At 60.6% G+C, this 12,856-nt stretch carries 12 protein-coding genes and 1 tRNA gene; 3 read left to right on the plus strand and 10 right to left on the minus strand.

Features of this window, described 5'->3' with window-relative positions; all coding sequences use genetic code 11:
* Nucleotides 1-1,024: 1,024 nt before the first annotated feature.
* The 6 genes from rplA to BW14_RS11480 all read right to left on the minus strand — a co-directional run bounded on the left by rplA (nt 1,025) and on the right by BW14_RS11480 (nt 5,188).
* Nucleotides 1,025-1,717: a 50S ribosomal protein L1 gene (rplA, locus tag BW14_RS11450; protein WP_044090639.1), complete on the minus strand. Its 693-nt coding sequence runs from the start codon at nt 1,715-1,717 to the stop codon at nt 1,025-1,027.
* A 15-nt stretch (nt 1,718-1,732) separates the two neighbouring features.
* On the minus strand, nt 1,733-2,164 hold the full coding sequence (rplK, locus tag BW14_RS11455; protein ID WP_044090640.1) for a 50S ribosomal protein L11: 432 nt from the start codon (nt 2,162-2,164) through the stop codon (nt 1,733-1,735).
* Nucleotides 2,165-2,598: 434 nt separating this feature from the next.
* Complete coding sequence (gene nusG, locus BW14_RS11465) at nt 2,599-3,492, minus strand: transcription termination/antitermination protein NusG (protein ID WP_140490728.1); 894 nt, start codon at nt 3,490-3,492, stop codon at nt 2,599-2,601.
* A gap of 29 nt (nt 3,493-3,521) precedes the next feature.
* A complete protein-coding gene (secE, locus tag BW14_RS11470; RefSeq protein ID WP_044090642.1) occupies nt 3,522-3,749 on the minus strand; it encodes a preprotein translocase subunit SecE in 228 nt (75 codons plus the stop codon).
* 38 nt (nt 3,750-3,787) lie between these two features.
* Nucleotides 3,788-3,863: transfer RNA gene (locus BW14_RS11475), tRNA-Trp, on the minus strand.
* A gap of 113 nt (nt 3,864-3,976) precedes the next feature.
* The gene (locus BW14_RS11480) at nt 3,977-5,188 is read right to left on the minus strand and encodes a pyridoxal phosphate-dependent aminotransferase (protein ID WP_044090643.1); all 1,212 of its coding nucleotides are present in this window, start codon (nt 5,186-5,188) and stop codon (nt 3,977-3,979) included.
* Between the two features lie 390 nt (nt 5,189-5,578).
* Here BW14_RS11480 and BW14_RS11485 point away from each other — a divergent pair, with 390 nt between their 5' ends.
* On the plus strand, nt 5,579-6,859 hold the full coding sequence (locus tag BW14_RS11485) for an immunoglobulin-like domain-containing protein (RefSeq protein ID WP_081886617.1): 1,281 nt from the start codon (nt 5,579-5,581) through the stop codon (nt 6,857-6,859).
* Nucleotides 6,860-6,889: 30 nt separating this feature from the next.
* On the opposite strand, the gene proB is transcribed toward BW14_RS11485, so the two are convergent.
* Both proB and obgE read right to left on the minus strand, forming a co-directional pair.
* Nucleotides 6,890-8,023 (minus strand): glutamate 5-kinase, encoded by a 1,134-nt coding sequence (gene proB, locus BW14_RS11490; protein WP_044090644.1) that lies wholly within the window; start codon nt 8,021-8,023, stop codon nt 6,890-6,892.
* Nucleotides 8,024-8,025: 2 nt separating this feature from the next.
* Entirely contained in the window at nt 8,026-9,714 is a 1,689-nt protein-coding gene (gene obgE, locus BW14_RS11495) for a GTPase ObgE (protein ID WP_140490730.1), read from the minus strand.
* Nucleotides 9,715-9,845: 131 nt separating this feature from the next.
* On the opposite strand from obgE, the gene BW14_RS11500 reads away from it, so the two are divergent.
* Nucleotides 9,846-10,109 carry a type II toxin-antitoxin system RelB/DinJ family antitoxin gene (locus BW14_RS11500; RefSeq protein WP_044090646.1) on the plus strand — a complete coding sequence of 88 codons (264 nt, stop codon included), beginning with the start codon at nt 9,846-9,848 and terminating at the stop codon, nt 10,107-10,109.
* A complete protein-coding gene (locus tag BW14_RS11505; protein ID WP_044090647.1) occupies nt 10,099-10,452 on the plus strand; it encodes a type II toxin-antitoxin system YafQ family toxin in 354 nt (117 codons plus the stop codon). Before BW14_RS11500 ends, BW14_RS11505 begins: the two co-directional genes overlap by 11 nt.
* 283 nt (nt 10,453-10,735) lie before the next feature.
* Here BW14_RS11505 and BW14_RS12390 read toward each other — a convergent pair whose 3' ends face one another.
* Nucleotides 10,736-12,361 carry a DUF5011 domain-containing protein gene (locus BW14_RS12390; RefSeq protein ID WP_258186125.1) on the minus strand — a complete coding sequence of 542 codons (1,626 nt, stop codon included), beginning with the start codon at nt 12,359-12,361 and terminating at the stop codon, nt 10,736-10,738.
* A gap of 196 nt (nt 12,362-12,557) precedes the next feature.
* The coding region (locus BW14_RS11515) for a transposase (RefSeq protein ID WP_140490734.1) at nt 12,558-12,856 on the minus strand (299 nt) is incomplete at its 5' end.

The raw sequence follows: 12,856 nt of genomic DNA on the forward strand, positions 1-12,856 counted from the left end.
CCATGCGAAGGAATCCAAAAACAGACTCCCAAACAAAAATTGACGCGACTTCTTAATAAGGAAAAGAAGTCCGCACGAAAAACCCCGCCCCGATTCAACCAACCAAGGACCCACCAGGAAAAACCCCGACAGGCTCGGAACGGACTGGCAATCAAAAAACGACTCTAAAAAGTAGTACAAACACGCTCTTGAGTTCTCAAACCACCACCACACTCTCACCTCGCAGCTCTTCAGGAGAAGAACCACTCGCTGAGCGGCAGCAAGAGATAAACTTACACGAGCATGTCGATTTGCGCAAATCAGGGCGCACAAGAACCCTAGGAACCGTTGCAATGACGCGGTTCCTTCGGCGTGTCGCAAACAGCCTCACATCGCTGTTCTGTTATCAGAATATCCCGTATCGGATCACGATTCAGTTACACATTCATCTATTCACCGGAGTGTCGCGGAAATTCACCCCTGATTCAACTTTCCAATCCGCATCATCGACTGATCTATATCTTTGCTGTCTCGGCCAGCGTCATTACGCACAGCAGATACCTATAGAAATGCTAATAGTTCATCTCTCTAATAATTGAGGACTTCGGTTTTGCATCTCTCCCCCAGTCAGCTACGCTGACAGCCCGTCCTGCAAGTATGGACGCGCTCCACGCGGCATCCTGCTGGCTCGCCTGTCGGCTCGCACGTTGCCTACAAACAGCTCCGCTGTTTGCTTCACGGCAACGTCCCGTCAGAGGGGCCAGCAATCAGGGACGCGTTCCGCGCGCTGCCTGCTAATTCGTACGCTGCCTACAAACAGCTCCGCTGTCTGCCTCACAGCAACATCCCATCAGAGCCACCGCTGTCTGCTCAGAGGCAACGGTCAGTCAAAGGGACAATGCCACTCAAACAAATGCAAGACAGACCACCGGCCAGCGGTATCAGCTGTATTCAGCTACATCTGCCAGTCATAGCCATGCAATAGAAAAAGGGGACTTCCCATAGTGGGAAGTCCCCTTTCAGTAGCTATCGAGCTGCGCTAGCCTCAGGCCAGGGTGTTCGGATCGACCGGAACGCCCGGGTTCATCGTGGAGGTGATGGTCGCCTTGGTCATGTAGCGGCCCTTCACAGTGGCAGGCTTGAGACGCTTGACCTCGTCGGCCACGGCCTTGAAGTTCTCGTCCAGAGCGGACTCTTCGAAGCTCATCTTGCCGATGAGGAAGGAGAGGTTGCCGTTCTTGTCGACGCGGAACTCGATCTTGCCGCCCTTGATGTCCTTGACAGCCTTGGTGACATCCATGGTCACGGTGCCGGTCTTCGGGTTCGGCATCAGGCCACGCGGGCCGAGCACACGACCCAGACGGCCGACCTTGCCCATCATGTCCGGAGTGGCAACCACGGCGTCGAAGTCGAGGAAGCCGTCCTGAACCTTGGCGATCAGGTCGTCATCACCGACGATGTCGGCGCCGGCCTCGGTGGCCTCGGTGGCCTTCGGGCCACGGGCGAACACGAGAACCTTGGCGGTCTTACCAGTGCCGTGAGGCAGGTTGACGGTGCCACGCACGAGCTGGTCGGCCTTGCGCGGGTCAACGTTCAGACGGAACACAGCCTCGACGGTCTGGTCGAAGTTGTAGGAGGGCATGCTCTTGAGCAGAGCGATGGCCTCATTGGCGGTGTAGAGGTTGTTGCGATCGACGCGCTCAGCGGCTTCGCGGTACTTCTTGGAACGCTTTACCATCTGTCCTTCTCCTTATCAGTCCGTAACCGTGATGCCCATCGAGCGAGCGGTGCCCTCGATGATCTTCATGCCGGCCTCGATGTCGCGAGCAGACAGATCTTCCATCTTGATCTCGGCGATTTCGCGGACCTGCGCCTTGGTGACAGAGCCGACCTTGTGGGTCAGCGGGTTCTCGGTGCCCTTTTCGATGCCAGCGGCCTTGAGCAGCAGAGCTGCAGCCGGCGGGGTCTTGAGAACGAAGGTGAAGGAACGATCCTCGTAAACGGTGATCTCGACAGGGATGACCTGACCCATCTTGTCCTGCGTCTGGGCATTGTATGCCTTGCAGAAGTCCATGATGTTCACGCCATGGGAACCCAGAGCCGGGCCCAGCGGCGGGGCCGGGTTGGCCTTGCCAGCCTGAATCTGGAGCTTGATCAGCGCCGAGACTTTCTTCTTGGGAGCCATAATATGGTTCTTCTTTCTATAACGCGGTTCAAACGGTGGCCGCATACGGTCCCCTGCAACTCATCGCACACAGTCTTGACTCATTTTTTATCCGTGTGTGATTGAGACTGCCGGCGCCGAACCGGTCTCCTCCCGCAACTTATATTGCTGTGCTGTGCTAGCGGGTCTTCCCTCCAGACACAACTTTCTTATTATGCGAGTCCAATTGGACAACACGCCGACCACGCGACAGGACACAACATACGCTGTTGTATGACTACCCCTCAGTCGGCTCCGCCGACAGCTCCCCTGACAAGGGGAGCCACACAATCGGATGGCCATCCAGCGACTAGACCACCAAACACACAATGTGGCCTATGACCGCAACATCATCCATCGCAAGGTTGCAATGAACAAAAAAGGAGCCCGACCGTAGTCGGACTCCTGACAAAGCGTCAGTCGAGCTTCTTGACCTGATGGAAGCCCAGTTCCACGGGCGTATCACGACCGAAGATGGACACCAGAACCGTAAGCTTCTGAGTGGTGGGCTCGACGTCGGAAACAACAGCCTCCATCGTGGCGAACGGACCATCGGTGACGGTGACCTGGTCGCCCACAGCGTAGGAGACCTCGACCTTGCGCTTCTTGGCTGCGGCAGGCTTGTCGCCAGCGGCCTTGAGCGCTTCGGAAGCGATCATCGGAGCCATCATCTGGACGACTTCCTTGCGGGACAACGGAGCCGGGTCCTTGGTCGGGCCGACGAAACCGGTGACGCCCTCGGTCTCACGGACGATACGGCGAGCGTTTTCATCAGGCCACATGCGAATCAGCACATAGCCGGGAACGCGCACGCGGGTGATGACCTTCTTGCCCTTCTCGGTGTGCTTCTCGACCTCTTCCATCGGAACTTCGACCTGGAAAATCTGATCTTCCATGCCGAACGAAGCCACACGGGATTCGATGTTGGTCTTCACGCGCTTCTCATAGCCGGAGTAGGTGTGCAGCACATACCACTTGCCATCAAGGGAACGCAGGGACTTGGAAAACTCATCGACCGCACGCTGGCCGGCATCGGTGCTTTCGGCCTCTTCGGACTCGTTGACCTCGGTCTCCTCGTCATCATCCAGCGAAACGGAACCAGAAGTCTCGGAAGAAGCCGCCGGAGCTGCATCAGCAACCGCAGCATCGTCCGCAACGGTCTCCGCGGTCTCGGCAGGAGCCTCAGCAACAGCAGCCTCGGCGGTAGCCTCAGTCGCAGCAGATGCTTCATCAGCTACTGAAGACTCAGCGTCAGACTCGTGGTTCGCGAGCACTGCGTCGAGGTTATCGAGATTCAGTTCATCACTCATGCGTGTGTTTCACCTTAGGTTGTTGGGAATCAGCCAAACAGCCACAGCACGAGCTTGCCCAGACCGAAGTCCATGCCCGTGACCAGGGCCATCAGCAGCAGCACGAAGATGAACACAGCCAGAGACCAGAAGAACAGTTCCTTGGCAGTAGGAGTAACGACCTTGCGAAGCTCGTCGACGATCTGCTTGATGAACAGACCGATACGCATGAAGACATTCGGCTTGACTGCCTTTTCACTGTTGCTCGTCTTAGCCATTTTGTACCTCGCGTCAGCTGCTAGTTTTTTGAGAAACTTGGCAGGGAAGGCGGGACTCGAACCCACAACCTACGGTTTTGGAGACCGTTGCGCTACCAATTGCGCCACTTCCCTAGGTGTATCCACCTCAGCGTTGCGTTACGAGGAACGCTTCGCCACGGCGAAAACCGCCAAGACGACATATTAACGACTGGGGTGGATTAAGGCAAATCGCGTGTCGCGTCCGATCAGCGATACTCGACGAACGCCTTCATGCGCCTCATGCCTTCGGCCAGATAGTCGTCTGCCAAGGCGTAGGAGAAGCGGAGGTAGCCGGGAGCGCCGAACGCCTCACCCGGCACAGCAGCCACATGGGCCTCATCCAAGAGAGCCGAGGCAAAGTCAGCGGACGTCTTGGCGACGGTACCCTGCGGTCCGAGCGGCTTGCCGAGCAGCGCGGTGACATCGGCGAACGCATAGAACGCACCGGTCGGCGTCGGGCAATACACGCCTTCGATATCGTTCAGCGCAGCCACAATCGCCTTGCGCCGCGCATCAAACGCCTTGCGCATCTCATGCACTTCATCCAAGGGACCGGCCACGGCAGCCAGCGCGGCACGCTGGGAGACATTGGCCACATTGGAGGTCATATGCCCCTGCAGTTTGGTGGCAGCCTTCGCGATCTCCACCGGAGCGACCATCCAGCCGACGCGCCAGCCCGGCATGGCGTAGGTCTTAGCCACACCGTTGAGCACCAGCAGCTGATCGCGGCATTCGGGCACCACAGCACCGACGTAGGTCGTATGCGCATCGTCATAGTTCAGGTGCTCGTAGATCTCGTCGGAGATGATCCAGATGTGATGCTCGACCGCCCAACGGCCGATGGCCTTCACAGTCCCCGGCTTCCACACGGCACCGGTGGGGTTGTTCGGCGAATTCACGATGATGGCCTTGGTGCGCTCGGTACGCGCGGCCTCCAACGCATCCAGAGACGGCTCGAAGTTCACATCAGCGCCGGCGAACACTTCGACCGGCACGCCGCCGGCCAGTTTGACGGCTTCCGGATAGCTGGTCCAATACGGAGTAGGAATGATGACCTCATCCCCCGGATTCAGCAGAATCTGGAAGGATTCGTACACGGCCTGCTTGCCGCCGTTGGTGACCACCACCTGATCGGCACCGACCTCGTAACCGGAATCACGCAGCACCTTGGCCGCGATGGCCTCGCGCAGCTCCGGCAGGCCGGGGGTCGGAGTGTACTTGTAGTTCTTCGGGTCGAGGCACGCATCCGCAGCGGCCTTCACCACGTTGGCGGGAGTCGGGAAATTCGGCTCGCCGGCGCCAAAACCAATGACGTCCAAGCCCGCAGCCTTCATCGCCTTCGCCTTGGAATCAACGGCAAGGGTGGCGCTCGGCGCCACGGTGTTTATACGGTCGGAAAGAGTTTGCCAATCAGCCATAGTCATGGTTCTCACGATAGACCGAACGTGCGATGTTGGAAAGGTCATGGCATAAGTTATTGCTCTGTCAAACCAACATTTCCATATGTCTGCGTACTACCCCTCAGTCGACTTCGTCGACAGCTCGTCCTGCAATTATGGATGTGCTGCGCACACGGCCAACTGGCTCGCCTGTCGGCCGTGTGCGTCGCCTGCAAACAGCTCTGCCATTTGCGTCCTGACAGGGGAGGCCGAAGACGTCCGGCTGGAATGACCCGATGTCCTGCCAACAGCTCCCCTGACAAGGGGAGCCGAAAGACAATGTCGAAGTTGGATTAGCAGAACCATCATTTGGGGGATGACTGGTGGTGCAATAGAGAGGAACAGTGGCGCAAGGGGTCGGGAGCAGCTATGAGCAAGCATGATGGGTCACACGACGGTTCGCATATTGCCGACGAGCCGGCTACATCGCATCGCGCACACCAAACAAGCCAGCATGGCGGACACGGGGAACTTCGTCGGTATGGGCAGCATGCCAGCCGCCGCTCCATAGCGCTGCTCGCGGCACGTCGTATCCGGCGTCGCATGGTCATCGCGATCGCCGCAATCACGGCGCTGATCGTGGCGGTCGCGGTGGTGTTCGGCGTAGCTCGCTCCACACGGGTGCAGCTGATCGGGCCAGGCAAGGCACCCAACGGCTTCGACCAACCGGCGGCCGCCGTGCCTTCGCATACCGCCCTCGACCGTCAGGCTGTGCCCGGCCTCGACCCGGGAGACATCGTCATCGGCGTCAATGGCAGCAGCACCACCTATGTGCTCAAGGGCGAGTCATACGTGGAGGGAGGCGCACACGCCATAGAGCCGAAGGATGGGGTGCTGACCGAGCGCATCACCATCAGCGGCACCGTGGACACCACTACGCCCGGCGACTATACCGTGCAGTATGTAGTGCATGATTCCACCGGCCACACGGCAGTCGCGACCCGCACTGTCACCGTGGTGGACACGATGGACAAGCAGACCGACGGTGTTCCGGTGCTCATGTACCACTATGTGTACGACCCTGCGACCACCCCGGCAAGCGAGGTCGACGCGAACTGGATTTCGACCACGTCGCTTGAGCAGCAATTGCAGTATCTGACGCAGAATGCCTTCTACTACCCGTCCTGGGCCGAGGTGCGCGCGTTCATCGACGGCACGCACAGCCTGCCCAAGCACAGCATCGTGCTGTCGTTCGACGACGGCGAGCCGCATTTCTTCCAGCACGGGCCGGCGTTGATGGCCAAATACCGGACTCCAGCCACCTCGTTCATCATCGCGTCAGACGGCAACGTACCGCAGCGGATGGCGCAATACGCCACCCCGTATCTTGAGTACGAGTCGCATTCCTACGACATGCATCGCGCCGGAGGCACCGTGGGCCACGGCGGACGCATCAGCGCGATGAGTCATCAGGAAATCGTGGACGATATCAAGCAATCAGCGCAGATCACCGGATCGCTGCAGGCGTTCGCCTACCCATTCGGCGACACCACGCCGGACGCGCAGGCTGCAGTCAAGGATGCCGGCGTGCCGCTGGCGTTCACCACGGAATACGGTTGGGCGAAGATCGGCGGCGACCCCACCGCGCTGCCCCGCGTGCGCATCCAAGGCACAGAATCATTGGACGCGTTCATCGGCGCGATTCAGTGACGCGGTACCGGACCGCACCGGCACCACCACCTACACCAGCACCAGATTGTCGCGATGCACCAGCGGATGCGCGTATTCGGGGCCGAGGAAGCGCTTGAGCTGGGCGGTGTTGCGGCCCAGCATCTGCGGAATCTCCTCGGAGTCGAACCCTGCGAGGCCGCGCGCCAGATGTTCGCCGGCCTCGTTGTCGATCCACACCGGATCGCCAGCGGAGAACGCACCCTTGGCTTCCAATGCGCCAGCCGCAAGCAGCGAGGCCCGGCCGCCGCGAATCGCCTTGGCGGCACCGGCATCGACCACGATCGTGCCGCGCGGGTCGGCGGCGAAACCGATCCACAGACGGCGTGACGAACCACGGGCCTTGACCGGCGCGAACACCGTGCCGACCGGGTCGCCCATCATCGCCGGGCCGGCGTTCGCGGCGCAGGTCAGTACCGTCGGAATACCGGATACTGCGGCCACACGGGCTGCTTCCAGTTTGGTGACCATGCCGCCGGTACCGACTTTGGACCCCGAACCGGAGACCGTGATATCGTCCAAGGCATCGATCACATTGGGCACATATTCCACGCGATGCGAGCCGGGCTGGGAAGGCGGTGCGGTGTAGAGCGCGTCCACATCGGTGAGCAATACCAACGCCTCGGCGCGCACCAGATTGGCGATCAGCGCGGAAAGGCGGTCATTGTCACCGAATCGGATCTCATTGGACGCCAGCGAATCGTTCTCGTTGATGATCGGTACCACGCCGAGATCCAGCAATCGGCTGAGCGTGCGCTGCACATTGCGGTATTGCGTGGCGCGAATCGTATCCTCGGCGGTGATCAGAATCTGCCCCACGCGGATGCCGAACCGGCCGAACGCGGTCTCATAGCGCGCCATCAGCAGTCCCTGGCCGACCGCGGCCGTGGCCTGCTGGGTGGCCACGTCGGCAGGCCGTTCCTCGAAGCCGAGCGGGCCGAAACCGGCGGCGATGGCACCGGAAGACACCAGTACCACGCGACCGCCCATCAATCGCACCTGAGCCAAGGCAGCGGCCAAAGCGTCGAGTTTGGCGGGGTCAAGGTGGCCACTCGGCTGGGTGAGTGAACTGGAGCCCACTTTGACCACGATGGTGCCGGCTTCGGCGATCCTGCGACGAACTTCAGTCTGGCTTGGCGTGCTCATGACTACTCTTCGTCCGCGTCTTCGTCCACGTCTCCGCCGCGGCCAAACAGGCTGGTCTCGTCGTGGCGATCGTCATCGATGGACGGGTCGGCCCAGTGGCCGGCCTCGCGTTCGGCGCGCATCGCCTCGCGGACGGCAGCACGGGCATCCATCATCTCGTGGTACTGAGCGCGACGCTCGGCGTTGGAGCGGCGACGGCCACCCGGATTGAGCTCCTGCAGTCGCAGATCCTTGCCTCGTGCGCCCAAGTTGGAGCCATCGAGGTTCTCGGCACCGGCGGAGATGGTCGGATCCCAGTCGAATTCGACCATATTCGCGCCACGTCCGATACGGATCTCGTCGCCCGGATGAGCGCCCTTGCGGCGCAGTTCATCCTCCACGCCGAGCTTGGCCAGACGGTCGGCCAGATAGCCGACGGCCTCGTCGTTGTCGAAGTTGGTCTGCATCACCCAGCGTTCGGGCTTGGTGCCGCGCACTTCGTAGAAGAACTCGCCGTCGCCCAGCTCGCGGCGCTCGACGGTGAAATCGGCTGGAGTGCCGTTCTTGCCGGTACGACGCTGGTTTCGGCCGTTGGCCAGCGGGTTGATGACCACGCGGGCCTCTTCTTCGGCCTGTTCGCGGTTGGCGACCTCCTCGCGCATCTCCTTGACCAGTCCGGACAGCGCGAAGTTCAGCTCCTTCAGCCCCTCGTGCGAGGCGGTGGAGATTTCGAACACCTTCAGGCCGAGCTTCTCGAACTCCGGCTTGACGAAATCGGCAAGCTCGCGGGCCTCCGGCACATCGATCTTGTTGAGGATGATGATGCGCGGGCGTTCGGGAATCGGAATCGCACCCAGCGGCAGCTCGAGCTTGGCGGCGTACTTGGCAAGCTCGTTCTCGAGCGCGTGGTAGTCGCTCATCGGGTCACGGTCGGGCTCGAGGGTGGCGCAATCAATCACATGCGCGATGATCTCCGTGCGCTCGATATGACGCAGGAATTCGAGACCCAGGCCCTTGCCTTCGGATGCGCCCGGAATCAGACCCGGCACGTCGGCGATGGTGTATCGCGAATCGCCCGCGATGACCACGCCGAGGTTCGGCACCAGCGTGGTGAACGGGTAGTCGGCGATCTTCGGCTTGGCTGAGCTCATCGCGGCGATCAGGCTGGACTTGCCCGCCGAGGGGAAGCCGACCAGCGCCACGTCGGCGATGGATTTGAGCTCGAGGATGATGTCGCGCTCTTCGCCGGGCTCGCCGAGCAGAGCGAAACCGGGGGCGCGGCGGGTCTTGTTCGCCAGTGCGATATTGCCCAGACCGCCGGCACCGCCCTTGGCCGCGACGAAGCGGTCACCCTCATGACGCAGATCGGCGAGCTGATCGCCCGGATGCTTCGACTTGCCTTGTTCGCCACGGGCTTCAAAGATCACCGTGCCGCAAGGAACCGGCAGAATCAGGTCGTCGCCCTTGGAGCCGTCCTTGTTGTCACCCAGGCCCATCGTGCCGCTGCCGGCGGTGCGATGAGGCACGAAACGGTAGTCCAACAGGCTGGTGGCGTTGCGCGTGGCCTCGAAAATCACGGAACCACCGTCGCCGCCATTGCCGCCATTCGGGCCGGCCAACGGCTTGAATTTCTCACGGCGGATGCCTGCCGAACCGTTGCCGCCGTCGCCGCCCTTGACATGGACGGTCACTCTATCCACAAAATCACTCATAATATTCCACTCTACCGATTGGGGTTGATGGACTGTTTTCTGTGCACCATAGGAAGGGGCGTGGCGGAACTGGGGCCAGCGCAAGTCTTATCCCGTTGTGATAACATTGGGAAAAGAATCAAGGAGGAATCATGACAGCAACAGCCGAAACCAGAATCAATTTCCGTACAGACCCAGAAACCAAGGAAGCAGCGACCCGCGTCTTCGACACCCTTGGCATCGACATGTCCACCGCGTTGAACATGTTCCTCAAGCAGACGGTAAGGAACCAGGCGCTGCCCTTCACTCCCAGCGTTGACACCACGGCGAACATGGAAGCTCGTCGTCAGGCATTCGCACGCGAAGGACGTCGCTTCGACACCGTCGACGAGCTGAGGAGCTTCTATGGCGATTGAGGAAATCATCGCGACAACCATCTTCGACAAGGACATCAAGGCACTTCGCAAGAAGCACACTCCACTGGCTCCACTATGGGATGCAGTGGACGCCATAGTCGCAGACGACAAGAATCTGCTCTCCAGCAAATACAAGGACCATGCGTTGACCGGCCAGTGGACAGGTTTCCGCGAACTGCACATCAAAGGCGACTGGCTGCTTGTTTACCGAATCGACGGCAACGGATTGACCTTGGTGCTGACTCGTACCAGCACCCATGACGTGCTGTATTCTGCACGCACGACAGGCAAGGACATCGACGCCTACCGCCGCGACGAAGGTCACACCATCAGCAAGCACTGAGCCCCAGAACGTCGACTGGATCCCGTCATCGCGTTGGCGGTTTCATCCAACAGTGCGGATCATACTGACATCGGAATCCAGACCAAAGCGGCTCATGGAGTCCGCAGACGCGCATAGCGGAGCAAGCATGAGCTGAATCACTGCACAATTCGCCCTATTCCGGTATGAGAAAGCCGCACTGCGTTTGGACTGTGCAGTGCGGCTTGTGAAGGGCATGGAGGGCGTGGATTCCATGCGGATGGGATCCACGGCGGTTCCGCCCTATAACCGATATGGCCCGGGCTCAGCCACGGCGACGGACGGCCAGGACGATGCCGGCCACGGCGGCCAACACCAGGACCGCCACACCCACGAGCGCCACGTCGGAACCGGTATCCGGCAGCGGCTGCTTCGCGGCGGGCTTCTTGCCCGCAGACGTATCCGTCTTGCCCGGCGTGGACGGCGCCGGCTTCTCCTGGGCCGCCTTCACCTCGAACGAATCCCACACCAGGGGCAGGGAAGCGTCATACGGCTTGAACACGATCCGATGCACGCCAGCAGGAAGACCCGCCGGCAGCGCCACCCCGAGCGTGCCCTCATCCGACACGGTCGCGCCCACAGCCAGAACCGTCGGAGTCGAATACACGTACACGTCACCCGTCCGGCCAGCATAGCCGGCAGGCAGGCGCAGCGTCACCTTCGCGCCCGGAGCGACCGCGCCCAAGCCAATCAGGCCGTCATCGCGCGTGTCCCCGGTCAGATCCCTGTCGGCATCCGGCGCCACCGACTTCACCCGCACCACACGGGACACGGTCGCCGTATTGCCAGCCTTATCCTTGACCGTGTACGTCAGCGTCGTCTCGCCAGGCTCGGACGTATCCACCACGGACGGGGAGACCGTGACAGCGGAGGTCACATCACCATCACGATCATCCCTCGCGGACACACCGGCCAACGGATCGAACACAACACCCTGATCAACCGTCACATCAGACACACCAGCAAACACCGGAGCAACCGTATCAGGCGCAGGAGCCACACTACGATCCAACGCAATGTCACCGATCTTTATCGGAGACGTGTCCCAATTGAGGAAGAACACATACACGGTGAAGTACTTGACTTCGGAGTTCGCGTACGCGGCGTCAACGAACTTGGACAGGTCGGCGTCATCAAGAGTGCCGCTGCCCAAGGAGAACGGCTCCGAATCCCCATTCGCGTCAACATAGAAGCGGTTGTAATAGTTGGCATACCAATTGTTCCCGAACGGCCCTTCACCAGCCATGGTTCCGTCAGGACCCATGCAGGATTGGTCATAGGTATTATCCTTCGCGGGCTCCCCGCAAGCTGCGATGTACAGACCGCCACGGAAGGTGCCACTCCAGCCCGTAGACGTAATCGTCAGGTTCTTGAAATCGGACTTGCGCACCTTCGTTTGCTGAAGCTGAACCTTGTCGTACTGCCCGGAAGTTTGCCTTTGCCATTGCGCATACAGCACCCCACCCTCGGGATACTTCACCTTGCCGTTGGCCAACTTAGGGGCCTGCTCGACAACGACCTTGTTAAAGGTGCTGGAGTCACGGCCAAAGTTGCGCCTGAACCTGTACCAGTCGCCAGTGCCGTCGGCCTTGGTGTTCCAACCATAGAAGTCGCGACCGTAGTCAAGCGTATCCGCATAATCAGAATCACCGGTGGTATCCAGATCCGGCGTCCAGGCATCACCATCACGAACGCCCCTGATGGCATCCTTGACATAGAACATATCCCGACCCCAGACCAGCTTCACGTCGCCGCTGGCGTTGTCGGCGGCATCGGCGGTGGCGGTGGCCACCATGCCGGTCAGCAGCATCGCCAAGGCGGCCAACACACCAACCAGACGCAGCCACAGTGGTTTCACGCCGCCCCTCATCACACTATCGCGACCCTTCATCGCACCCTCAATTCTCCTAGAGAAACAATCGCCCACAAACCACCCGGCGACTCACCAAACAACGCTACCGAGGGGGGGTGTTCCTATGTTTTTGTCAACCTTGTGAGGGGTTGTTGTGTCGTGTCGGGGTTGGTTGTGGTGGGCGTGCTTCGCCTTGGCCTTGGCGGTCGGCTGCCGTGGCCTGTGTCGGTTGGTTTCATGCGGCGAGGGTTTGTTCCTGGTAGAGGGTGCCGTTCTTGAGCATGCTGTAGATCACGTCGCAGCGGCGTCGGGCGAGGCAGATGACGGCGGCGTTGTGGTGCTTGCCTTGTTCGCGTTTGCGTTTGTAGTAGGCGATGGACGGCGGGTGTTTGGTGGAGGCGACGAACGCGGACTGCCATAGCGCGTTCTTGAGGCGTTTGTTGCCGCCGCGGGCTGGCCATTCGCCTTTGATGCTGGTGCCGGATTGGCTGGTGACGGGGGCGATGCCGGCGTACGCGGCCAGGTGGGCGGCGG

Origin of the sequence: Bifidobacterium sp. UTBIF-68 (genome assembly GCF_006408855.1) — a bacterium.
In the GTDB taxonomy this organism is placed as follows: domain Bacteria; phylum Actinomycetota; class Actinomycetes; order Actinomycetales; family Bifidobacteriaceae; genus Bifidobacterium; species Bifidobacterium reuteri.